Here is a 22,237-nt window from a genome sequence, read left to right as displayed (position 1 = left end):
TAAATTAGTTATCTAACATATTTGGTATGAAGAAGCTTTATAATAACTCCTTCATCGAAATCTCCTTCAATTTTTTAACAATCCGCTCTAATTCATCTAACTCATCAGATGAAAGTTTGCAATAAATTTTTTCAGCAATTTGTTGTTCTACATAATCTTGCTTCGAAAAATACTCTAAGCCATTTTCAGCTAACGATATAAATACTTCACGCCGATTTTGTAGATTAATTTCTCGTTTGATATATTTATTCTTTTCCAACTTCGCTATTAATTGGCTAACCGCGCTAGAGCTAATATTCATTTCAATCGCAATTTCACCGACAGTAATACGTTTAGATAAGTATACAATATCTAATACAACCGCTTGTTGCGTTGTAATACTGCTATTTAAATATTGCTTATAATGTTTATAGATCAAACGGTTTATCGTATATTCTGCTTCATTAATGCGCTTAACCTGTTCGTATAAAGACAAAAAACCACCCACTATTATGTTAGATATCTAACATATTAGCAAGTAATTTGTCAAACGTCAATTTTATATAGAAATGTCTTTCCGTTAGCTATGTTCATTAATTATACAAGAGGTAAAAGGCTGATTTAGTGATAAATATCTTGTCACAATTATGTATGTGGTTCGTGTTACAAAACAAAGGCCGTAATCAAGGTCATAACTTTCTTCATAATCCATATATTGATTTCGCCTGTTTGAATACCAAATCCACCAATCAGCAACAGGGATATGGAATAGAACAAAATTGTCAAATTCCTCGAATAATCTATCCTTCTAGCTCTTTCAATAGAAGTTGTATCTGCCGAATCATCCTTATATTTAAGTAGTGGGATATAATAACTACCAATTTCTATTGAAGTAAGGTAAAACTCTTTATATTTATTTAGATATTTATTAGCGTTTCCTTTTCTCACGGTTTATACCTTTAAGGATACTTTTCCCCACTTTGCTGAACGGTGTTTATTTAACCAATCGTCCATTTTACTTCCCTTTGGGTAACCAGTTTTCGGATATTTAATAGGAATCAGTAGCAACAAACTAACTTCATTATCAACTTCCTTAACTTCCACAACGTGCTCAGAATGAGGATTAAATTGATAATCTGTTAGAATAAATGCATCAATGCTTTCTGGCCATTCTAGATGATTCCATTTCGTATCCGTCTTTTCAATAACCATCCCTTCATGAAGTTCATTGCCACCCAACCTATATTGGCCCAACAAAAACATTAATTGTACTGGAAATGATTCAACACATTTTTCTTCAACGAGTTGTAGATTTATTGGCCAATCATATGGGACACTCATCATCAATTCAATTCTTGGGAAGGATTCAAACACACCAATAGTAAATAGTAACTTAAATTTCTTGTCTTTTTCTATTAAGGCTGTTCTTAAATCCAGAGTATCTTTTTTTAATACTGTAGATAGTATTGAACCTACGTTATTATCAATGTGTGCTAAAATACCGTCTCCTCTTTCAATCATTAAATCCATTTGAACTTGTGCCGATAATCCACCTCTTGTCTTCAATAACTCAAATATGTCTTGATGTCCATACGAGGTGGCCAAGTCTAATGGTGTTTGATTCAATCTACGATGTAATCTATTTATGTCAGCTCCACAGTCCAGCAGATACTTAACAATTTCTCTATGTCCCTCAATTACCGCAGAGATTAATGGTGTAATAATTCCTCTGCAATCTCCATCTACCCATGCATTTATTGACATAAGTTTTTTTACCCATTCTATGTCACCCTGTCCTGCAGCATATTCGAGTGGTGTACAGTACCAACAATCAACAATATTTACACTAATACCTTTATCAATCAAATACAAACAAGTATTTTTCTTCTCACGTGATGCAGCAAAGTGGAGTAAACTTTCATTTCGCTCGGTATTTCCATATACTGGTACATTAAGGAGTTCGGGATATTTGATAAGAATATTATCAAGTGATTTTACATCGTCATTGCGAATGGAATCATAAATCTTGTAAAAAATATCAGCATTATCATTAAATATCTTTGTTATATTTTCCATTTAAAAAACTTTCCTCTCTCAGCGTTTTCTCCCCAATAATTTAAGCGCTTCTTCAGTTATCTATCTCTCTATTTCTCACCAGCTTACTTGTCATTCTTCACCCAATAAAGATTTTTCACCTTCATCCTATATTAACAAAATAATCATTTATATGTAAATATAACCATTTACAACGCAAGAAAAGAGTAGAACAACGACTCTTTTTAAAGGTTTAACTACTCTAAAACCGTTGTAAAAATTCCTCCAATTATCTAAATTGGATATAAAAAAATTTCTAACGCTTCTTTAAGCATAGATAGTATTGTTCGTATAGTTCTTTCCCAAGGTCGTCTAATGGTGCTACTGGATGATCTTCTTTAATTTCTCCTATCCAGCTACAAGGTTACCGTATTACGTTTACTATATTTTGAAAGTTATAGAAACTAATAGTATCGCATTCATCTCTTAACTAATAAAATTATATAACTCAATGACCTTCTCTTTATGAATTACTTCCAGCATATTAAATAATAACTTAACATTGTTACTTTTATCAGTATCAGTTAAAATTGTATAGATATAGTTATGAACTGGACAACAAAACTTATTATCCTCAGAGACTACACAATAGCCTTTATTATCATTTTTCTCTACATGCATCCATTTCCAACCATATTCTTTTTCTATAATAGTTCCATATAAAGAACCAATTTCAAATGCTATTTCGACAACTTCATCGTCTTTTATTTCATTATCTCTATAATCAGACAACGTTAATTTAATCGTGTCGAGTGACTTTAAATTATCAACACTATCTGTTAGAGCTAATTTTTCCTTACTTAACACAGATAGTTGTTTTATTTCATCCATCTCTTCTGTTTTTAATTCACGTACCTTAAGATTATCCTGGTAAACTACCCAATTTTCTTGCATGATTCTTTCCTCCTTAGGTATTTATTCTTTATGATTTATACACAACTGCTTTATTTGATGAAACAATAGAAATCCCCTTCAACTTTAGTTTCTCAGCTTCTTTTTTTAAATGCTTCTGAACACAGAATACAAGATTTGAGTAGAAAAGCCGCCTATTATCAATATTTTGACTACTTTTTCATTATGGATACTACATTAAAAGTCTGTATCGAATAGTCCTATATAATGAAGACCGTTGTAGAGCTTATTAACATCAGTAACCACTATTTCTGGATCGTAATAATAAAACATTGTGTTCACTTTGTTTAATCCTTTATGAATACAGATGTTTTTAATTTCAACCATCGTCTTATCGTCTACTGATAGTTCTTCAATAAATTCATCCACGTCTGTCAATTTATCTTCCCAATAGACGCCAATCCAATCCTCATCATAAAATTTTTCATTAATATCCTTACAAAATTCACAAATCTTATAGTTTGGATCATCAATATCCATGTCTGGATTACTATAGTCTATTTCAAAATATTCATTAAAGGTACCGTTATCTACGTTGCTTATTCCCATCCAAACATGAACCTTACTCATAATCGCCATAATTATTTGCTACTCCCTTACATATGTTATAATATTTTTAAATCTTGCTTCCTTAAGAATTCACCTTGTAAGAATCCCATCACTTCTTTACATATAGTTGAAATCCTCCTAATATTACCATATAGATGATTTTATAACAGAGGAAGAAGGTCTTACAGTGGACAACTTAGATGAATCCCTTACTATTATTGTAAATTTTAACGAAAAGCAGTTTGCAATATTAATACTAATCAATTCTGTCTGTGAGATAGGAAAATTCGCTTTTTTGAATATGGACATCAGATATTTTCACTAACGGGAACCATTATAGTAGCTATTATAAGAAACAATGGTATGTTTAAAATATGCTATTTATTACAGTTTAAGTCCTGTCCCTACTTTCATAAAACGCAATCCATTAATGCTATTTTTTTCAATAAAAGCTTTAAAATTTTGTGTACAGAAATAAAAGTTATTAATTCTAGTATCTCTAAATATAGTTTCATTTTCTATTTTTTCTATATTAAATCTAATGTTTTCACCTCGCAACATTGCAAGAGATTCTTGCATATCTAAACCATCAAAATTAATTGCTGTTACAACATTTATTACATTTATATAAATATACTCCTCTGAAATACCTTTAATTTTAATCGGAAAGATTTCTATAAGTTCAGAGAATTCATCAATAAAAAGCTTTGCAAATTTCTTTTTTACTATAAATGTAGCTCCATAACAACGTGAATCAAAATCTAACAATTTTCCTTTATTCAGTTTATCTTCCGAAATACCAAATACCTCTTCATTCCAATCTAGAGTAATCTTTTGTCCAGTAAAAGTTGAAAATCGACGAACATCATCCATATTCAAAAAGGTTAAATCTTTAAAATCATCATCAGGTACAAATCTATATACATCCATTACCAAAACTCCCTTTACCAAATTTTAAATAATAAATCATTCCTTACTAACTTTTATTGTCAATACCTTATGCCTACATTTCAATAATTTCAGGTCTTTTGGTAATTCCCTCTTTGACAAACAGACTTTTAGCACTTTACATGCTTATAGAGAAGTTTAATAATGGTGCAAGTTGATCAATAACAGAAAAATTGATCCCCTTCATCCATTCTAATCCTTTATATAATCAAAGATTATGGCCCAACCATCCATTGGGCTGCCATATCCCCATAGAGGCCCCGTCATTTTATCCAATTGATGAATCTTATCCTGATATTGCTTCACCATGGCTTGACGCTCTTCTTGTGTGTACGCATTCAAACGATCTTCACTTACTTTATGTCGTATATTGTGCAGGAAGTTAATCATGTCACAATAAAGTGAATTATCCTCAAAAGTAATAAAATCTGGAAAAATTGCATAGACTTCGTCAAAAGCATGCTGCAAATGCTGCAAGCCAAATTTCGCCAAAACTTCTGAAATATGCGGTACGAGTTCCGACTGATACGCAAAGATACCGTCCCAACCATCCGACTGCCAGTTGCCAATCGTATTGATAGCAATGTGAAGTTGAAATAACTCTGGCGAAACCTTCTCTTGAATCGCGTCCAGTCCGCCAATCTCCCATATTTTATCAGATAGCTCCGCTAAAGCCATTTCATCCGCTGGGATTTCCCCATCCCATATCTCTTTCAAGCCAATACTCATCGTAACGCCTCTCCTCAAATCATAATTCTACTAGTTCGCACAGCGCTATTTTCATAGCCCTCCATAAATTCCTATCCTTGCTTCTTCAACCGCTGTTTACATGTTTAGTTCTGCTATAATTTCCTTACAGTGTTTTGCAATTTCTCTCATATCATCTTCAGAACAAAACTCAGCCAAATCATAACGTAAAGGGTGATGAACAAAATCCTCTAATATTCCCCTTAGCAGTGCCAGATCTTCTTTTTCTACTTTTAAAGAAATAACAGCATTTTTGTCCAAGTTGCCTCCATCCAAATCCACAAGGCGAACCTTTTCGTTTTTTTGACATTCAACAATAATAGCTGTAACATCCATTAAAAAATTGATTGCACAACCTATATCCTGACGATGGCCGTTATCGTTACTAAAGTAAATATCCTTCGTTTGGCGAAAGTCTTTTATTTCCCGAGCATTAGTCAGTTGGAAGTCTTGCAACATATTTTTAACGTTTATCTCTACGGGGATTTCTATCTCAAATTCTCTGTTAACCAAATAATCAATTAAAGTGCAAGTATCATCTGTTCCGCCAATATATTCTCCCCACCATCGTTCAATGTACATCCTCGCTTCCATTTTGATTCCCTCCAAAGTCTTGTTATTCAAAGTAGTTCTTCAAATGACCTTTTTCTTCTCTTACAAATTTAATACTCTCCTAGCTTGTCCGTATATATTAAACAATGGACTTTATTCATATCAGAAATCATCTTCTACTTCGTCATCCAAACATTCCTCAAGATTATTGATGAATTCCGTAAAACTATTTGCTAAAAATTTAATACATCTGTTCGTCACTTCTCCTAAATCTAAATAAACTAATACAATTTCCTTTGAATCAAGGTTTATACAAAAAACATTCCCTCCTGCGTCATTTGCAAATGGAAGATACTTTTCAGGAATAATCTTTTTGGACTTAAAATCCAAAAATCCCTTTTCCAATGTGTACCCTAAATTGTTATTAAATTTTAAAGGAAGAAAAACATGGACCCTAGTTTCCAGACCTGAATTTTCTTCAAAAAAGCATGGGTTATTAGGTACACCACCATTATATTGAAGGTAATGTTCCTTCAATTCTAAAGGTAATTGAAGGTTTAATAGGATCTCAACTTCTTCTAAATCTTTTTGTGTTAACTGAGATGAGCAACAATAAAACATTTATACTCCCCCTATGCTCTATAGTATTTTTATGTCCTTCGATTTTCTGGGTCAACGACAAAATTATACTCATCGATACTCTTTGTAAAATCAAAGTGAGGTAGTATTTGAGTAGTCCTAAAATGGAAAATATATCCAAACTCAGTATTTGATTTCAAATTATTTCCACAGTAACCCGTTATTTTAACTGAATAATTGTTTTTTGACAACTGAACACTGTCACAATTGTCATAGCTTTCATCTTTTAAATTTTCATAGTTTAAGTAATAGTCTTTATCCCAATCAATTATCGCAGAGATATCTGATATAATGACATTTCCGCTTGTGACTTGTAGCGGATAAGGTATTGAAGTAAAAATTAAATTTTCTTTAGGTATCGCAATATTTTCTTTTTCAGGGTTAATTATTAATCGATAATAATCATCAAGTTCAGGAATTTCGTATATTGGAATAATGCAACCTTTTGATATAACCTCTCGACCCATTTTTTCATTTTCACTAAAAAATTTTAGCAAATCGTTTTCAAAAATATTATTTTTCTCCAAATAGTTTGTTAATGTTAGTGGATCAAATATTACTAACCCCGGAGCATATAACATCAATTTTAATTTTTTCACTACTACTTCTTACAACTCCTATTAAATTTTCATTATGTATTCTATTACAAATACGGTGCGGGAAGGTTGTTCTTAAAAATCCGCTACTCGATTTCCATCTTTAATCTCCTAGACAGAAATTATTCCTTTCTTTTTTAAAAACATAAACCAATCATCATTTTCAGAATTCGGGATAATGTTACAATAACCAGATCCCAAAACGGAATTTTTTAAAAAGAAATTAAATTCTCCAAAACATTCCATAGAATCTTCATCTACGATATATTTAAAAACATTTCCATTAAATCTGTTCATTATTAATGGTTCATAAAGAATCTGGCCAATGGATAACCACGATTCTTTGTCATCCTGTATATTTAAGAGAACAAATTGATTTTTTTCTAATTCACTGTAACTCCACAAATCAATATCGCCACACCGTGCTCCATTAGTTAAACGTAATAAATTGTAATAAACGCCTAATTTCAAGGTATTTGTTTCATTCATTTCTCCGATCCCATCATTTAATTTTCCAAAAACAATACTTGAAGGATCTTCTTCTAATCCTTCTTTTAAGCAATCTATAATTTTTTCTATTTCTTCATACATTAAAATCAACCCCACTTCACTTTTTGGGACGCGCATTACTTTTTTGAATCCACTTTTTGATTTATGGACTTATTTGATGAGCATATATACCCCAATAGTTTTTGCTTTTTTAAAACCTAAGGATGTTGTATCTGGACAGCATATTAAGTTGTAATTACTAAACCTCAGTACACAAAAATTCCCATTATTTCTTTTAACCATATTATTTTCCCTTCTATTATTCAACATAATTTTGAAAAAATAATACTTAAGTAACCTGCTGCCCTCTTTCTAAACATGATTATTGTATAAATTCCCTTTTGTTTCTCATGTAAAAAGTTTTACCACATGCAGGTTATATTTCTAACAAAAAACACATGTAATGAAATCACTACATGTGTTTTGGCATTGAAAAATCGGACACTTTTAAAAAGATTTATTATTCCTAAATATTACTCATAATAAATTTACATTCTTTCAGTACTGTTGCTTATTTATTTATTAAGATCCACTGACCAATCAATCTCTTCATTAAACCAATTACCCAATTTTGTTGAACCATTATCCATTTTCAAAGGGATTTCTCCAGCCCATACTTTAATGTCACTTATGAACCTTTCTTTTTCAAGCCCTTCAAAGGTGTATTTTTCTAACGCAGTGTTTAAAAATTCTATAAATAGTTTTCCTAAATTATACCTTTGCTCTACTTTATACATTTTTTCATATTCTTCTACCGTAACTGCAATATCAATAGTCAGATAGTTATCTTTTTTAGTATATCTAATAAATGACTTTCTTCCATATGATTCAGGTAAGCATCTAAAGACTATCCCAATCGAAACATCGACATTACTATATTTTGAATTAATATTAGTTTCCAATGCGTTTCTTAATTCACTAGCTAATTCACCAACTCTTGCACCAGCGGTATCTGTAACTATTGAAAAAACCATATAATAAACCTCTACTTTAAATTTAGTGTTTGTAATAAACTTAACGGTTATATTTTTATGTTTATATGCATAACTTTTATTCCAGCAAACTTGACGAAATAAATTGAAGTTCTGCTATCAATGTTAAATTATTAGACCGACTGCATATTTCCCACACCATTTCAACTTACCAATCATAAAAACCTTTTAAATCAATTAAGAGAGTAAAGATTTTTACTATTTATTAGGAAAGTCATCGGGAAATATAGGACAAATAATGTTTTCACTTAATATGTCATAGAGAAATTCAATCATAGAGCCTTTATATTTAAAATAATTACCTGAGTTATCATCTACCATTATAACCCAGTCCCTTTGATTAATATCCACAATCCAATTCAATGTATCTCCATTTTCTGTTCGCCCCCAAGGCAATAATCCGCCGCCATTTGATGGGAATACTTCATATGGAAAGTCCTCTGGGAAATTCACCTTTAACGTTAGATAGGCTTCTTTATTTATTTTTTGTTGATTCAATAAATTTATATTCTCATTTTTTGTAAAAGGAGAGTAAATCATTATAAAGCCGCCGATAGTACAAGATCCATATAAATTGATTAACTTTTTATAGTCTGATGGCAATACAATGCCTAATTTATTTTCCACTTCCCTCCATTCACAATCATTATATGGAACTTTTCTTGAAATAGATTCAGGTAAAATATATTTTAACTTTTCAAAAGACATAGTCCCTCCTAAATTAACCTTTAGTATTTGCGCTTGGCTGGTTTACTTTAATAGCTCCCCGTTAGCATTGAAAGCTAATAATCTCTCTTGTTCCTTCGTATTTGTTTATCAAAGGCTTCGATAGGAGTTTTCCAAAAATAATTAACTTCTCTCAGTTTATACCTTTAAGGATACTTTTCCCCACTTTGCTGAACGGTGTTTATTTAACCAATCGTCCATTTTACTTCCCTTTGGGCAACCAGTTTTCGGATATTTAACTGGAATCAGTAGCAACAAACTAACTTCATTATCAACTTCCTTAACTTCCACAACGTGCTCAGAATGAGGATTAAATTGATAATCTGTTAGAATAAATGCATCAATGCTTTCTGGCCATTCTAGATGATTCCATTTCGTATCCGTCTTTTCAATAACCATCCCTTCATGAAGTTCATTGCCACCCAACCTATATTGGCCCAACAAAAACATTAATTGTACTGGAAATGATTCAACACATTTTTCTTCAACGAGTTGTAGATTTATTGGCCAATCATATGGGACACTCATCATCAATTCAATTCTTGGGAAGGATTCAAACACACCAATAGTAAATAGTAACTTAAATTTCTTGTCTTTTTCTATTAAGGCTGTTCTTAAATCCAGAGTATCTTTTTTTAATACTGTAGATAGTATTGAACCTACGTTATTATCAATGTGTGCTAAAATACCGTCTCCTCTTTCAATCATTAAATCCATTTGAACTTGTGCCGATAATCCACCTCTTGTCTTCAATAACTCAAATATGTCTTGATGTCCATACGAGGTGGCCAAGTCTAATGGTGTTTGATTCAATCTACGATGTAATCTATTTATGTCAGCTCCACAGTCCAGCAGATACTTAACAATTTCTCTATGTCCCTCAATTACCGCAGAGATTAATGGTGTAATAATTCCTCTGCAATCTCCATCTACCCATGCACCTTTTAATATAAAATCTTTTATACACTCTAAATCACCATGAGAAGCGAAAAATTTTAATGGTGTATGATTAAAACCGTCTACGAAATTAATATCAATCCCAGATTTAATTAAATAGATGCATATATTTCTTTTTTCAAGAAAAGCAGCAAAATGTAACAAACTCTCATTTTTTTTCTCATCTCCATAAACGGGAACATGAATAAACTCTGGGTTTTTAGACAATAAATTATCTAATTTGTTAATATTGTTCTCACGAATTGCAGTATAAATTTCATAAAAAACCTCTTCGTTTTCTTGAAATATTTGTTCAAGTTTTGTCATGTTAAACACTCCTTTCTTGGCCGCTTCGAATAGATTTTTATGTAACATTCCATTTTTTACCTATTTATATATTAATCAACCTCAGATGCTTCAAGGTTATTTATAAAAGTGACAAAGTTATTAGATAAAAAATTAATGCTTCTTTCTGTAACCTCACCCAGGTCCATCCAAATAAGAACAACACTGTCGTTTTCTAAATCTATACAAAATAAATTTCCACCCCAATCATTTGCAAATGGGAGATATTTATTCGGGAGTACATCTCTATTTATTAAATCTAGGTACCTTTCTTCTAGTAATTTTGAGCTATTTTTATGTTTTATAGGTGAAAACTCTGCAATTTCCGTTTCAAGATCAACTTCTTGCGCGTAATAACAAGGTTTGACTGGTACACCCCCATTAAATTGTAAATAATGTTCTTTAAGCTGTTGTGGTAATTTAAATCCCAATATAGTCTCAACATCATTTACATCACTTATCGTTAGTTGAGTAGAGCATTCCATAAACATCCTTTTCACTCCTTAGTAACTGCTTACATGGCACTTTTGGGTTTAATTCTGATTCCGCGTTGATTTCAAGTCTTTATGAGCATCGTTAGATTATAGGGCGATAAAAATCTTTCCAGTAAGGAATCATTTCTTCTGAAAAAATATAAACAAAATCTTTAGAAGAAAGGTTTCCTAAATTGTCTAATGCAATGCCAAACTTGAAAAATATTTTATAGTTTCTGTTGATAAAGTACTCTTCATTTTTCAAACTATCCAATTTAGAGCCGATTTTTGATAACAATTTATTATCAATAAAAACATCCTCTTTACAATTTAAAGCTATTTGAATTAACTGTCCTTTTTCATTATAGATTGCTTGACTATTCTTCCAGTTTTCTGTTGTTATACCTTTTTTAGTATTCTTGCTTGTTTTTAAAGGCATTCCCCATATATTTTCAACTTCACTCGGCTGCATACCGAATTTCAATAATCCCACAGATTGATACGGAGTAATTTCATATTTTAAGTTTTTCAGCTGATTCTCAATACTTCTGAATTGAGTACCTAATTTTATTCCTTTCTCATAAATATATTTTTGGTTATCTAAATAAATTGTTATTTGAATGCCATCATTAGTACAGTCTAAACCGTAAATCGTCATGTTATATTGTGGAAATATATAGCATCCATCCACAAAATACGGATTTTCTTTGAATAAAAATTGCTTTGATTCATTCATTAAATCTATTTTATGTTCATTCAATAAAATAATCTCTGGATTGTTTACTGATATACTTACCAAAACATCCTCTACAAAATGAAATATAGAATCATCATGAAATTGAAAAAATTCTTTTCCTTTGACAGGTTTCTTTTCCAATTCACCTAAGACATATTTTAAGTCTGAAGATGTCATAGATAGCCTTACTTCGTTTATCCCCATTTTAGGTAGTATTATTAGCTCTCTTCTCATACCTTTTACCTCTCTGTAGTTTTATAAAATCTACGAAATAGGTTCTAATAGTTGCTGACGTTTAAGGGGGAGATACCCCTCTACCATTTGCTAAACGGAAAACAATTATTTCCTATAACGTACTCCTCCATTTTTTTCAACGGGGGATTCTTCTTCTGGATATTCACTCATCACCTGTATGAATTTTAATATTGATTTTTCTAATTGTTTCATAAAAAAGTCTATCCTACCGTTTATATTTGATATATTGCTACATCATTTTTTAACGGTCTATGATTTGACATTATTTAACATCTTTATTTGTAGTTCTATAATAATCCAAAAATTCATTTTCTACATTTAGTCTTCCATTGTCCCTACCTTTCGGAAATTTAATCCGTTAATTCTCGTTTCCTTAATAAAATCTACAAACTTTTGTGTACAATAATAATTTGAACTAACTTTAGCATCTCTAAATAAAGTTTCATTTTCTACTTTATCTAAATTAAATCTGATGTTTTCACTTTGCATCATTGCAAGAGATTCTTGCAAATCTAAACCTTCAAAATTAATTGCCGTCACCACGTTAGTTACATTTATATATACATAATCTTCTGAAATCCCTTTAATTTTTATTGGCAAGGTTTCTATAATGTTGGGGAATTCTTCAATAAATAACTTTTCAAATTTCTTTTTTACTATTAATGTAGCTCCATAACAACGTGAATCAAAATCTAATACCTTTCCTCTATTAAGTTTATCCTCAGAGATACCAAAAATCTCTTCTGTCCAATCCAGAGTAATCTTTTGCCCCTTAAAAGTTGAAAAAAACCGAACATCTTTCATATTTAAAAAAGTTATATCTTTAAAATTATGGTCATTTCCAAGTCTATATATATTCATTAACATCACACCTTTTTTGTAAATAAAAAACATATGTAATGAAAGCGTTATTTAGCGTTTTCTTTACATATGTTCAAAATATTTATCCTTATTTTACCATAATATTTTAAATATCTCTATTTGTTCAGTAATATTTTTATTTCTTGTTGCGCTATATTAACTCAATATTTTTTACTAATTTTTCTCTGGACTAATTAAAATAACATTCTTTGAATTACAAACCTCTATACAAAAAACTTGATAGAAAACTATTCTATCAATTTTTCCAATATTATACATCAATAAATTGAGGTAGTTTTTTTATCCATTCTTCAAAGTTTTTATTATATTCTTCCACATCAAAATTGTCACTATAGTAGTAATATACAGGTGATTTCGGACATTCTTTGGCACTAAGACAAAAATAATCTCCATTTCCTACGTCTAGGAATGGGATCAAATTTGCATCCCAATTACCATTCTTAATCTCGTAATCATAAACAAATCCTATTAAATCATTGCCATTATTTTCTCCAGTTGATACATTTAAAATTCCCGGAAGCACATATTTAGACATTAATGTAATAAATATCTTAAAGTCGTCACTAAATTTACAGTTAAATTTATATTCTAGTGCCTCCCAATCCCGTGTAGAAGGGGAATCAAAGACCTCCCATTCTTTGTCCAACACTTGTGATAAAATAGCCTCCACTTCATCATAAGTCATCTTAAATACCTCCCTCACTTTATGTTTACAGCCGGTATATCTAAAATACTAATAGACAACTGCCTCTCCTTAATATAAATTCCTTTATTCATTAGATGCATAGTTACTAAGGATGCTTTTCTTTTTTATATCGGAATTGAACCGCCACTTGCTGTAAGAACTTTTGCAGGAATAATATTACCTTGAGCAATAGTAAAGTCAGTGTTCCCTGTCGCAAGGTTTCTGAATGCTAAGTAGTTCACTTGGAAAGTAATAGAAGCGTAGTTCTTATTATCAAGGAAAATTTGCATTCCTTCACCTAGCTCCTTTTTCCCTTCCTCTGCCACTCGTTTAACTTCACTATTTTCCCATTCGTTTGCACTTGCAAGAAATGCTTTTGTGCTACTGAAAGAAACCGTTGCATTGTATTCATAATGTGCATAGGAAGCCGTAATGGAATGATTGGTTAATCATCTAACACTCTATAAGGAAAATTTTGATTCAATTTAACAACCTTATGGTACTTAATTGCACTTGGAGCTGAAGAAGTTGAAGTTTGCTAATGGTGTTATAGTGATTGATTTTACTGAGCCTATTGATGAGTTATAGATTGCGATAAAATATTTCCTCCTAAAGTATTGTTAGAACCAACAATCTATAAAGGGAAATTCGCAGAAAATAACAAACAATTTGCAAAAAAGCTTATTAAAAAATGGTAATAAGTCAATCAAAGCTATTGAACAAGCCTAAAGTTCAAAACGTAATGCTTTTTTCATTGAATCACTTTTTCAACTTAAATTCTACAAACAATGAGAAAATCGCAAACAGTGGAAAAATCAAAAACATAGAAGTTAATCCATCAATTTTCAACACCCAAAGGTTGATACACCCTACTATCGCCACACCTATGATATTGAATAAAATAAAGTATAGTATTTTACTGTTGATTTTGCTCAATAAATAAAGATCAATAGGTACTGTAATGATTAGCGTAAATAAATAAACACCTAAAAAAATCAAAACAAATAGCATGAGATTTTCAAACATCGTAAAGTGGAGTAATTCCGATTCTGAATTGCCCGTGACAACTTGACTAACCAAGGTAGTAACAAATGCCACTAACAAAGGCAAAAACAGAAGCTTAATTGTACTGTTGTGATTTTTTTTCATGTAGCTACCTCATATCATTGTTGTGAAAAACATCGCTAGACACATATCTTCTTTTAATTATCAGGAAGATGAGAAGATTTTAAGCTTCTGACCCTCCCTATGTATTTGAACGAAAAAGTATTCCGTAAACACGAACCATATTATTAATATTGCGATGCATATATTAATCCCATCTTTTGCATAAATATTGCTTATAAAAATCGTCAATATTTTCCTGACTTAGTATTTTCATATTATAAAAAAGACTGTCATGAATATCTTCAGCAATCTCTAAGTCTTCTGTACAACCTGTATTTTTTGCCAGAAGTTCTACCCCCCACTTTTATTTCACCTTAATATATACGTTCTTCTTCCTCATCTTCTAGTATCTGATGAAAAAAGTCAGAAAAATCCTCCCATACATCTGGCTTGGAAATAAAGTCTTGCTGTTCTAATTTATTTATTTCTACAGAATCTAGCCAAATGATTGATGGTGTTTTTTCAGTATCCATAACAATAATACTTTCAGCTTGTTCAGCAATAACAACGAATCTATTCGGTAAACCAACAGCTTCTCTTATTCTTATAGTTTCGCGTATAAAATTAGTTGGCTCAGAAAATTGAAAAGAATGGATATCTATTCCACCAACAATACCTCCACTGTAAAAGCCAGATATTTCACGAAAATCATTAGGTAGCTTTATTTGGAGTTCATGTTCAATTTTATCTAAAGACTCTTTAGTAACTCCATCAAAATCATATAAAGCCTGGTATTTATTTTGTAATTCATTCATATCTTTCATATTTTATTTACCTCCAAAATTCTATTTATCGGAAAAATAGAATCTAGTTTGTTTCTTCTAAATACTTCTGTTTTGTATCTTTGAATATTTCTTTAATCCAATTTATTATTACTTTTTTTATCTTTTCAATGTTATTATTGTTCAATGTACATACTATTACTAACTCGTTCGGGCTGCTATTTTCATTAATCCAATAAGAAAATACATCATCAATATTAGAGCTTTCTTGGATAATTTTTATTATTTTATTCTCTTTTTTTGATTTTGCCGAAAATATCGGATTTCCATCCATCATTTTTTTCCATTACTGAAGGTAGTGTTGTAATAAGGACATATCCAATCACTTCCCTCAATATTCTCTTGATGCAACCACATAAAAAAAATATCCATCCAATATTTTTCTAAAGAAGAATACACATCTTCATCATCTAAATAGTTAACAAAATCATGAAGCCCATTGCTATTTTCCACGACACTTCTCTCCTCCAGCATTATCAAGTAAGTAAGTCATGCACAAACGGATTTGAATAAAGTAACCAGCAGGTGCGCATTTTACACGTTAATAGCAAGGTTGTTCAAGAGCATTGCCAGAAACCAGCAATGACCTCTCCTGTTTCATTATGCTTATATAGATATAATGAACCGTACATAAACACATAATCCATATTATCACTATAGCCTTCCTCTTCTATTTGTAGAAAAAAGGAATAATTATTATTTTCCAACTCTTCATAATAATAACTTTTTGGTTGAATAAGACGTGGTTCTCCTAAAACTTTAATAAACAAAAAATTATTCCCTTGTTTTTGCGAATAATCGCTTATGGAGTTCATACCTAAATCTAAAATGCTCTTATCCGTATTGCTTCCAATTTCGGAGTAGTTATGCTCTATTACCTTTACTTCAATTGAAGGATATATATTTTTTTCCAATAAAGTATCAAAATCCTTATGAATAATAATTGAAAGCATAACATCCTCCTTTTCTGGATGAATTAGAGTTGCATAAAACCTGTAATCATCAGGTATTTGTTCTTCAATCAATTTGGGAGGATTACCACCTATTCTACCCCTCACATTATCATCAAAAGGAATACATTGAGCAAACAATTAAAATCCTCCCTTCCATTTTATTAGTTTTCTTAGTAAAACTATTTTGTATAGCACTTTTCAATTACGTATGCTCCATTTTGTAATTATTTTGAATAGCTGTAATGTTTTTTCGAATTTAGCTCAGTCAATGCAATAGAAGAGTTGATTTTCCTAATATTACTATTTATAGCTATACTTATCATTACCAGTAAACAGATGTTTTCAAATCTTGAAGGCTGATTGCTTGATATGCTTTTTGTATTCCTCTTACCATATTCAATGAACGTTGTACTTTATCTTGACCAACATAAGGTGCTTCAATTTGAAATATTTCATATTTTCCAGAATATTCATTTACTCTAAATTCTAAAATTTTGTTTCTCTCAAGAAGAATTACTCCATATTCCCAATCCTTTTCATCATTTTTACAAACATATACTAAAGTATTTTTGGATTCTATGTATTTTTCAAAATTAAATAGAGTCGGAGAATCTTCATAGAATTCAATCGCATGTAAATATCGCTTTCTTTCTGAAAAGTATAACTTCAATTCAACTTCTTGACCATTTCGAATACCTATATAATATGATAAAATCACATCAAACTTCTCATCCCCAGATATGTTATCACAATACCTTTTTAATTTATCATAGGATCCATTGTACACACTGTTTTCAAATGCAATAGGCTCCTCAATAAAATGATAAACTATTTCATATATATTATGTTCTTCTAGCTGGCTACTAAGCCTTTTTCTTATTTCCATGATAAACTCCTCTTTTACTTAATCTAAAATAGAACAAATCTATAAGCAACCTGGAGTAGTTCCATTTTTTAAAGCTTTTCTAAAACGCTTGATACGCCTTAGTTGTTGAACTGCTGCATATCATAGAGGATCTATTGTTCACCATAGCATGCATTGTTTAAGAGCAAAAGAATAATCCCCCTGCTTGTTCAAATAGCGTTTTAAAAAATTAGCACAATACCATGTGGAAAGGACATTGTATGAATTACCTAAAGTAATATAACCTTTTTTATCTTTAGAACCTGCCAAAAACATTTTCTATAATCCTATAACTTTGTTCATACATATAAGAGGGTTCTTTTTCCGCAAATCCTTTGCTCCATTTCTTCACTTTACTTTGAATTTTTTTATAGAGATTGCTTTACCAATCTAAATCCCTCCTAAAGTGTACTAATTATTTGGATTAACAATACAATTCATGCTTTTTCCATCAGCCTTTGATAACGTCAGATTTACTACCTACATGGTTAGGTGGTCTCTTTATTTAATTTGGAAAATTTTCTATTATTTTAACATTATTTGAAATTACAAACTAGAATATATCATATGTATATTGGCATTTCCTTTCTACAAAGATTCCTGTACGCTAATAAATAAGTAACTGACATATAAAAAGTGAGGTTTTTGTATTTTTTAAAATGTCATGGAGGTTTTGATATGGACGATTTTATATTTCCTATTCACAATAATGAGGCGAAGTATAAGCAGATTTATCAGCAATTAAAGACTTTAATTGAGCAAGGAATCTTAAAGTCGAATGATTGCCTTCCTTCTATTCGACGATTGGCACAGACGTTACAGGTCAGTCGTAATACAACATTGACTGCTTATGAGCAGTTGGTAGCGGAAGGATACATACGTGGTGAAGGTCGTAAAGGCTATTTCGTTAATGTATTGGAACAAGTGTTTTTACAGGGAGAAGAACAAACAGGAAGTAAAGAAAAAATGCAGCAGGTGTTGCCAGCTATAAAAATTGATTTTCGGGCTGGTGCTGTCGATCAATCACATTTTCCGCTAAAGACTTGGCGACAATTGGCCAATCGAGCACTCCAGTTAGCAGATAGTTTTGTCTATGGCGATCCTTTTGGGGAGCCTTTATTAAGAGAGCAGCTTGTTCATTACTTACTCCAAGCACGTGGGGTGAAATGCGAAGCGGATGATATTATTGTTGGTAGCAGTACACAGCAACTATTATTGTACCTCGGTTTTATTTTGAAGCAGGATTTTGCAAGTGTAATTGTTGAAAACCCTGGCTATGTCGGTGCACGTCAATCATTTACATTAAACGGTTTTGAACTGGAAGCACTACCTGTTTTGGCGCATGGCGCTGAACTTCAGCTATTAACACACATGCAATCACGGCTTTTATATGTAACCCCCTCCCACCATTTCCCTTACGGTGTTTCGATGTCTATTCAACAACGCCAATTGATGATTCAATGGGCAAAGAGAGTACATGGTTACATTATCGAAGACGATTATGACAGTGAATTTCGTTATACGCAGCAGCCATTTCCGGCACTTGCCTCTATCGATCATTCGCGCGTTATTTATATGGGAACTTTTTCAAAATCTTTTTTACCAGGTATTCGATTAAGCTATATGGTACTGCCTAAGTCACTTATCCATCGTTACAAAGAACAATTTGATCAATTTGAACATAATGCCTCTTCTCTCCATCAATTAACGATGGCGGCATTTATGGAAAAGGGTGAGTGGACACGTCATATTAAAAGAATGCGTATTATTTATAAACAAAAAATGAACTGTCTTGTAGAAGAACTTAAAAAGCACTTCGGGCACAGTATGACGATATTGGGGGAGCATTCAGGTCTTTATGTATTGATTAAGTTGCATGTGCAGCAAACCGAAGAACAGCTACTCCAAGCTGCTGAGCATTGCGGTGTAAAAGTGTACCCAACTAGCCCGTATTATGTGCAACAGACAAACACTGAACCAATATTACAGTTAGGATTTAGTATGTTGTCAATCGAGGATATCAAACAAGGCGTTCAATTATTATCACAAGCATGGCCGTTGCTACGTTCCAAACAACATTAAACGCGGGCTTTCAAAAACCCGCGTTTTTACTATGTATCATTTTTGAGCGTATTTTTGCAAATGCTTTGGTATTTCCCGTAAATCCATTAACAACGGCATCATCATCAGTAATGTCAATAAATAAATAGCAATTCCTATTGCCACAGCCGAACTTTTCACTTCATCATCAATAACATAGGGCATTGTAATATAAGGTACAAAGACCAAAAGTAAAATAGAAATACGAGTCATTGAAGTGAGCATTTGTTTTTTTGCGCAATAAGGGCAACTGATAAATCGTGAAAATGTTACAATCGAACGCATCGATTGCTTCCAAGTCCATTTCTCCTTACATTCAATACATTTTGGCATACAGTGCATCCCCTCCATTCACTAATTATGCCATATTCTTTCACAAAGAAGCACTCCATTAAAGCAAAAAAGAATTGCACAGGTTTTCCCTGCACAAATTCTTTTAAAAATAATCTATAAATGTCGGGATACCTACAGGTAGAACAGCTTCTAAAAGGGCCAATTCAATTGCATCACCTTGTAAGCGCTCGATTTTTTCTAAATAGCTAGGTCGTTTATAGCCCAATAGCATCGTAGCTAACGTCTGTACGGTTAGTTGTATAGCATTTTCGGATAATTGTTCGCTCACCTTCTCAACAGATACTTCGCCGTTTTGCACTGTGACAACAAAGGTACCATTATTCCAAGCGACAATACGGTCAGTTACCGCAAAGCGCAGTTGGAAGTCACTTCCTATAAACGGATATCGCATTAAAAATTCCTTTACGTCCACAATACGTGCCATAAAGTAAGGAGAAACCTTTTGAATAATTTCACTATCCTCTAGTAAAAAAGCGACTGCTTCATTGCCCGTTGTTTTCCCATACACATTGTAGACCATTGAGCTATGGGCAGAGACAAAATTCCATAACCCTTTACGAGCTTCTTCCTGCATATAAACAATCTCATCAATATAGAAATTTTCTTCCATTATACGGTAGAACATATAACCCTGCGGCACATCGTCCTCATCGTAATAGATTGCTGCTTGCAGTTTGACATCACTGTCTATAAACTTTTCTTCCCAAAAGTCTTCTTGAAATTTTTCATTCCACGCAATACTATTACGCACCATAACGCCATGTGTTTTTTTGGCATAGCGTGCATAAATAGCGACTACATCCTCATCTTTTGGATCGACTCGGCGAATTTTACCGTTTAGTCCACCATAATGAGGGAGTTGCGTATCTTTTACTTGAAACTCCACAATATCGCTCATAATTTCCCAACCCTTTTTGCGATAATATGGAATGGAATAAGGAAATAAATAAGAAATATATCGACCTTCCTCTCGCATTTGTTCAAGGCATTTCAAAATAAGACTTTCCATCAAGCCGTGTCTAGAATATTCTGGATAGGTACCAACAGCCGTAATACCACCCATTTCATAAAATTTCCCATGTACATTTACTTGAAAAGGTAAATTTAATATTTGTGATACAAGTTGAGAGCCGTCAAACCAGCCAAACGCATGCCCTTCATCGAACTGTTTACTTTTGGCATTGACGAAACGACGATCCTTATGAATGGACATAGACATTTGAAATACATAATTTAGTAAATCAATTGACTGTGCCATCTCATCAAGTTTTATTTCTCGCATTACTAAACCTTTTCGTTGATTCATGATTCTCTCTCCTCATCAAATAGCTCTGCAAAAATAGTGTCTGGTGCATTTAAAAATCGCTTCGTTACAATATAATGTATAGTGTTTTCGTATCGAATCGATTCAATTCCCCCATCATCAAAACTGTAAATGGTCGCATTCGGATAACCAAGTAAAATGGGCGAATGGGTAGCAATAATAAACTGAGCTTCATGCTCTAAATCTTTCATGATTTTAAGAAGACTAAGTTGTCTCGTAGGTGATAAAGCCGCTTCAGGCTCGTCCAATAAATAAATCGCCTTGCCTTTAAAACGGTTCATAAATAGCGATAAAAAGGACTCGCCATGTGATTGGTGGTGTAGAGATTTGCCACCAAATGCAGCATACTTATTCGGATGTTCTAACAAATCAATATGACTTGCAAATTGATAAAACGTCTCCGATCTTAGAAAAAAGCCGTTCGTCACTTTAGGCCACCAAGATAAGCGAATATAATCTCCTAATGCCGATTCCGCCTTATGTACTTCATAGGTATTTTGACGTCCCCCACCTGCTGTATTAAATTCACAGCAATCCGCAATAGCTTCCAGTAACGTCGATTTTCCAGAGCCATTTTCCCCAACGAAAAACGTCACATTCGTTGGAAACGCTAACTCTTGTAAATCCTGCAAACTAGGTATATTAAAAGGATATAGGTGTTTTTCCTCTATGTTGTCCTGTAAAACTTTGCATGCTTTTAAATACATCCTTATTTCCCGTTGCCAAAAATTTATAAAAATCTATAAATCTTGTTTCATTCTTGCTTCTGCGTGTTCGATTTTGCCTAAGCTACTTTCGGTTGCTATAACACTCCACAAGCGTCAATTCGGATACAACGAATCCTACATATTAATAGCTGTCTTGTCTGTGACTATACTATCAATTTTCCATAATTAACTAAGTTTATAGTTGCATTTAAATCCCTATCTACTTCTAAACCACATTCACATTTATATACTCTATCCGAAAGTTTTAAGTCTTTCTTGATCGTGCCACAACATGAACATGTTTTAGAAGATGGATAAAAACGACCTACTTGAACGAATTCAATGCCGTAT

At 32.1% G+C, this 22,237-nt stretch carries 30 protein-coding genes; 1 reads left to right on the top strand and 29 read right to left on the bottom strand.

The window, feature by feature from the left end:
* Nucleotides 1–37 precede the first annotated feature (37 nt).
* The 25 genes from C9J37_RS23205 to C9J37_RS23085 form a co-directional block, all read right to left on the bottom strand.
* Entirely contained in the window at nt 38–475 is a 438-nt protein-coding gene (locus C9J37_RS23205; RefSeq protein ID WP_167397415.1) for a MarR family winged helix-turn-helix transcriptional regulator, read from the bottom strand.
* Between the two features lie 167 nt (nt 476–642).
* Nucleotides 643–927 carry a hypothetical protein gene (locus C9J37_RS23200; protein WP_107897300.1) on the bottom strand — a complete coding sequence of 95 codons (285 nt, stop codon included), beginning with the start codon at nt 925–927 and terminating at the stop codon, nt 643–645.
* A gap of 3 nt (nt 928–930) precedes the next feature.
* A complete protein-coding gene (locus tag C9J37_RS23195; protein WP_107897299.1) occupies nt 931–2,055 on the bottom strand; it encodes an ankyrin repeat domain-containing protein in 1,125 nt (374 codons plus the stop codon).
* Nucleotides 2,056–2,499: 444 nt separating this feature from the next.
* A complete protein-coding gene (locus tag C9J37_RS23190) occupies nt 2,500–2,967 on the bottom strand; it encodes a hypothetical protein (RefSeq protein ID WP_107897298.1) in 468 nt (155 codons plus the stop codon).
* A 195-nt stretch (nt 2,968–3,162) separates the two neighbouring features.
* Complete coding sequence (locus C9J37_RS23185; RefSeq protein ID WP_107897297.1) at nt 3,163–3,564, bottom strand: immunity 22 family protein; 402 nt, start codon at nt 3,562–3,564, stop codon at nt 3,163–3,165.
* A gap of 354 nt (nt 3,565–3,918) precedes the next feature.
* Nucleotides 3,919–4,464, bottom strand: coding sequence for an imm11 family protein (locus tag C9J37_RS23180; protein WP_107897296.1), 546 nt, complete (start codon nt 4,462–4,464; stop codon nt 3,919–3,921).
* A 210-nt stretch (nt 4,465–4,674) separates the two neighbouring features.
* Complete coding sequence (locus C9J37_RS23175; protein ID WP_107897295.1) at nt 4,675–5,211, bottom strand: hypothetical protein; 537 nt, start codon at nt 5,209–5,211, stop codon at nt 4,675–4,677.
* A gap of 96 nt (nt 5,212–5,307) precedes the next feature.
* A complete protein-coding gene (locus C9J37_RS23170; protein ID WP_107897294.1) occupies nt 5,308–5,823 on the bottom strand; it encodes an imm68 putative immunity domain-containing protein in 516 nt (171 codons plus the stop codon).
* 120 nt (nt 5,824–5,943) lie between these two features.
* On the bottom strand, nt 5,944–6,402 hold the full coding sequence (locus tag C9J37_RS23165; protein ID WP_107897293.1) for an SMI1/KNR4 family protein: 459 nt from the start codon (nt 6,400–6,402) through the stop codon (nt 5,944–5,946).
* Nucleotides 6,403–6,431: 29 nt separating this feature from the next.
* Entirely contained in the window at nt 6,432–7,019 is a 588-nt protein-coding gene (locus tag C9J37_RS23160) for a hypothetical protein (RefSeq protein ID WP_137067893.1), read from the bottom strand.
* A 108-nt stretch (nt 7,020–7,127) separates the two neighbouring features.
* Nucleotides 7,128–7,607: a hypothetical protein gene (locus tag C9J37_RS23155; RefSeq protein ID WP_107897291.1), complete on the bottom strand. Its 480-nt coding sequence runs from the start codon at nt 7,605–7,607 to the stop codon at nt 7,128–7,130.
* Between the two features lie 473 nt (nt 7,608–8,080).
* A complete protein-coding gene (locus C9J37_RS23150) occupies nt 8,081–8,539 on the bottom strand; it encodes an Imm44 family immunity protein (protein WP_107897290.1) in 459 nt (152 codons plus the stop codon).
* Nucleotides 8,540–8,755: 216 nt separating this feature from the next.
* Nucleotides 8,756–9,265: an SMI1/KNR4 family protein gene (locus tag C9J37_RS23145; protein WP_107897289.1), complete on the bottom strand. Its 510-nt coding sequence runs from the start codon at nt 9,263–9,265 to the stop codon at nt 8,756–8,758.
* A 156-nt stretch (nt 9,266–9,421) separates the two neighbouring features.
* Nucleotides 9,422–10,546, bottom strand: a complete 1,125-nt coding sequence (locus tag C9J37_RS23140) for an ankyrin repeat domain-containing protein (RefSeq protein WP_167397414.1) — start codon at nt 10,544–10,546, stop codon at nt 9,422–9,424.
* 71 nt (nt 10,547–10,617) lie between these two features.
* Nucleotides 10,618–11,055, bottom strand: coding sequence for an SMI1/KNR4 family protein (locus C9J37_RS23135; protein ID WP_107897287.1), 438 nt, complete (start codon nt 11,053–11,055; stop codon nt 10,618–10,620).
* Nucleotides 11,056–11,140: 85 nt separating this feature from the next.
* Nucleotides 11,141–12,007 (bottom strand): hypothetical protein, encoded by an 867-nt coding sequence (locus tag C9J37_RS23130; RefSeq protein ID WP_107897286.1) that lies wholly within the window; start codon nt 12,005–12,007, stop codon nt 11,141–11,143.
* A gap of 339 nt (nt 12,008–12,346) precedes the next feature.
* A complete protein-coding gene (locus C9J37_RS23125) occupies nt 12,347–12,889 on the bottom strand; it encodes an imm11 family protein (protein ID WP_107897285.1) in 543 nt (180 codons plus the stop codon).
* A gap of 271 nt (nt 12,890–13,160) precedes the next feature.
* Complete coding sequence (locus C9J37_RS23120) at nt 13,161–13,595, bottom strand: SMI1/KNR4 family protein (protein ID WP_107897284.1); 435 nt, start codon at nt 13,593–13,595, stop codon at nt 13,161–13,163.
* A 125-nt stretch (nt 13,596–13,720) separates the two neighbouring features.
* The gene (locus C9J37_RS23115) at nt 13,721–13,921 is read right to left on the bottom strand and encodes a hypothetical protein (RefSeq protein WP_107897283.1); all 201 of its coding nucleotides are present in this window, start codon (nt 13,919–13,921) and stop codon (nt 13,721–13,723) included.
* Nucleotides 13,922–14,354: 433 nt separating this feature from the next.
* Nucleotides 14,355–14,744: a pilus assembly protein PilB gene (locus C9J37_RS23110; RefSeq protein ID WP_107897282.1), complete on the bottom strand. Its 390-nt coding sequence runs from the start codon at nt 14,742–14,744 to the stop codon at nt 14,355–14,357.
* Nucleotides 14,745–15,076: 332 nt separating this feature from the next.
* Nucleotides 15,077–15,526, bottom strand: a complete 450-nt coding sequence (locus C9J37_RS23105; protein WP_069508488.1) for an SMI1/KNR4 family protein — start codon at nt 15,524–15,526, stop codon at nt 15,077–15,079.
* A 43-nt stretch (nt 15,527–15,569) separates the two neighbouring features.
* Nucleotides 15,570–15,818 carry a hypothetical protein gene (locus C9J37_RS23100; protein WP_107897281.1) on the bottom strand — a complete coding sequence of 83 codons (249 nt, stop codon included), beginning with the start codon at nt 15,816–15,818 and terminating at the stop codon, nt 15,570–15,572.
* Entirely contained in the window at nt 15,818–15,997 is a 180-nt protein-coding gene (locus C9J37_RS23095) for a hypothetical protein (RefSeq protein WP_107897280.1), read from the bottom strand. Before C9J37_RS23095 ends, C9J37_RS23100 begins: the two co-directional genes overlap by 1 nt.
* A 104-nt stretch (nt 15,998–16,101) precedes the next feature.
* Nucleotides 16,102–16,635 carry a hypothetical protein gene (locus C9J37_RS23090; protein ID WP_107897279.1) on the bottom strand — a complete coding sequence of 178 codons (534 nt, stop codon included), beginning with the start codon at nt 16,633–16,635 and terminating at the stop codon, nt 16,102–16,104.
* 184 nt (nt 16,636–16,819) lie between these two features.
* Nucleotides 16,820–17,383 carry a hypothetical protein gene (locus C9J37_RS23085; RefSeq protein WP_107897278.1) on the bottom strand — a complete coding sequence of 188 codons (564 nt, stop codon included), beginning with the start codon at nt 17,381–17,383 and terminating at the stop codon, nt 16,820–16,822.
* A gap of 696 nt (nt 17,384–18,079) precedes the next feature.
* Between C9J37_RS23085 and pdxR the strand changes: the two genes are divergently transcribed.
* Nucleotides 18,080–19,483, top strand: a complete 1,404-nt coding sequence (pdxR, locus tag C9J37_RS23080) for a MocR-like pyridoxine biosynthesis transcription factor PdxR (protein WP_107897277.1) — start codon at nt 18,080–18,082, stop codon at nt 19,481–19,483.
* 36 nt (nt 19,484–19,519) lie between these two features.
* Here pdxR and C9J37_RS23075 read toward each other — a convergent pair whose 3' ends face one another.
* The 4 genes from C9J37_RS23075 to C9J37_RS23060 all read right to left on the bottom strand — a co-directional run.
* A complete protein-coding gene (locus C9J37_RS23075) occupies nt 19,520–19,834 on the bottom strand; it encodes a TIGR04104 family putative zinc finger protein (RefSeq protein WP_167397413.1) in 315 nt (104 codons plus the stop codon).
* Nucleotides 19,835–19,937: 103 nt separating this feature from the next.
* Nucleotides 19,938–21,161: a GNAT family N-acetyltransferase gene (locus C9J37_RS23070; RefSeq protein ID WP_107897275.1), complete on the bottom strand. Its 1,224-nt coding sequence runs from the start codon at nt 21,159–21,161 to the stop codon at nt 19,938–19,940.
* Nucleotides 21,158–21,886 carry an AAA family ATPase gene (locus C9J37_RS23065; protein ID WP_107897274.1) on the bottom strand — a complete coding sequence of 243 codons (729 nt, stop codon included), beginning with the start codon at nt 21,884–21,886 and terminating at the stop codon, nt 21,158–21,160. Before C9J37_RS23065 ends, C9J37_RS23070 begins: the two co-directional genes overlap by 4 nt.
* A 164-nt stretch (nt 21,887–22,050) precedes the next feature.
* The coding region (locus C9J37_RS23060; RefSeq protein ID WP_153063513.1) for a zinc ribbon domain-containing protein at nt 22,051–22,237 on the bottom strand (187 nt) is incomplete at its 5' end.

Origin of the sequence: Lysinibacillus mangiferihumi (assembly GCF_003049665.1) — a bacterium.
GTDB lineage: Bacteria > Bacillota > Bacilli > Bacillales_A > Planococcaceae > Lysinibacillus > Lysinibacillus mangiferihumi.
Note: the sequence above shows the minus strand (reverse complement) of the source record. Positions and strands in the feature narration are given on the sequence as shown.

Excerpts from the sequence above, each read along its gene's own strand:
- C9J37_RS23120 (WP_107897284.1), bottom strand. The coding sequence starts at position 13,595 with ATGACTTATGATGAAGTGGAGGCTATTTTATCACAAGTGTTGGACAAA.
- C9J37_RS23070 (WP_107897275.1), bottom strand. The coding sequence starts at position 21,161 with ATGAATCAACGAAAAGGTTTAGTAATGCGAGAAATAAAACTTGATGAG.
- C9J37_RS23135 (WP_107897287.1), bottom strand. The coding sequence starts at position 11,055 with ATGTTTATGGAATGCTCTACTCAACTAACGATAAGTGATGTAAATGAT.
- C9J37_RS23195 (WP_107897299.1), bottom strand. The coding sequence starts at position 2,055 with ATGGAAAATATAACAAAGATATTTAATGATAATGCTGATATTTTTTAC.
- C9J37_RS23165 (WP_107897293.1), bottom strand. The coding sequence starts at position 6,402 with ATGTTTTATTGTTGCTCATCTCAGTTAACACAAAAAGATTTAGAAGAA.
- C9J37_RS23190 (WP_107897298.1), bottom strand. The coding sequence starts at position 2,967 with ATGCAAGAAAATTGGGTAGTTTACCAGGATAATCTTAAGGTACGTGAA.
- C9J37_RS23110 (WP_107897282.1), bottom strand. The coding sequence starts at position 14,744 with ATGAAAAAAAATCACAACAGTACAATTAAGCTTCTGTTTTTGCCTTTG.
- C9J37_RS23185 (WP_107897297.1), bottom strand. The coding sequence starts at position 3,564 with ATGGCGATTATGAGTAAGGTTCATGTTTGGATGGGAATAAGCAACGTA.
- C9J37_RS23075 (WP_167397413.1), bottom strand. The coding sequence starts at position 19,834 with ATGCCAAAATGTATTGAATGTAAGGAGAAATGGACTTGGAAGCAATCG.
- C9J37_RS23125 (WP_107897285.1), bottom strand. The coding sequence starts at position 12,889 with ATGAATATATATAGACTTGGAAATGACCATAATTTTAAAGATATAACT.
- C9J37_RS23155 (WP_107897291.1), bottom strand. The coding sequence starts at position 7,607 with ATGTATGAAGAAATAGAAAAAATTATAGATTGCTTAAAAGAAGGATTA.
- C9J37_RS23175 (WP_107897295.1), bottom strand. The coding sequence starts at position 5,211 with ATGAGTATTGGCTTGAAAGAGATATGGGATGGGGAAATCCCAGCGGAT.
- C9J37_RS23170 (WP_107897294.1), bottom strand. The coding sequence starts at position 5,823 with ATGGAAGCGAGGATGTACATTGAACGATGGTGGGGAGAATATATTGGC.
- C9J37_RS23180 (WP_107897296.1), bottom strand. The coding sequence starts at position 4,464 with ATGGATGTATATAGATTTGTACCTGATGATGATTTTAAAGATTTAACC.
- C9J37_RS23150 (WP_107897290.1), bottom strand. The coding sequence starts at position 8,539 with ATGGTTTTTTCAATAGTTACAGATACCGCTGGTGCAAGAGTTGGTGAA.
- C9J37_RS23065 (WP_107897274.1), bottom strand. The coding sequence starts at position 21,886 with ATGTATTTAAAAGCATGCAAAGTTTTACAGGACAACATAGAGGAAAAA.
- C9J37_RS23085 (WP_107897278.1), bottom strand. The coding sequence starts at position 17,383 with ATGGAAATAAGAAAAAGGCTTAGTAGCCAGCTAGAAGAACATAATATA.
- C9J37_RS23100 (WP_107897281.1), bottom strand. The coding sequence starts at position 15,818 with ATGGATGGAAATCCGATATTTTCGGCAAAATCAAAAAAAGAGAATAAA.
- pdxR (WP_107897277.1), top strand. The coding sequence starts at position 18,080 with ATGGACGATTTTATATTTCCTATTCACAATAATGAGGCGAAGTATAAG.
- C9J37_RS23140 (WP_167397414.1), bottom strand. The coding sequence starts at position 10,546 with ATGACAAAACTTGAACAAATATTTCAAGAAAACGAAGAGGTTTTTTAT.
- C9J37_RS23145 (WP_107897289.1), bottom strand. The coding sequence starts at position 9,265 with ATGTCTTTTGAAAAGTTAAAATATATTTTACCTGAATCTATTTCAAGA.
- C9J37_RS23130 (WP_107897286.1), bottom strand. The coding sequence starts at position 12,007 with ATGAGAAGAGAGCTAATAATACTACCTAAAATGGGGATAAACGAAGTA.
- C9J37_RS23105 (WP_069508488.1), bottom strand. The coding sequence starts at position 15,526 with ATGAAAGATATGAATGAATTACAAAATAAATACCAGGCTTTATATGAT.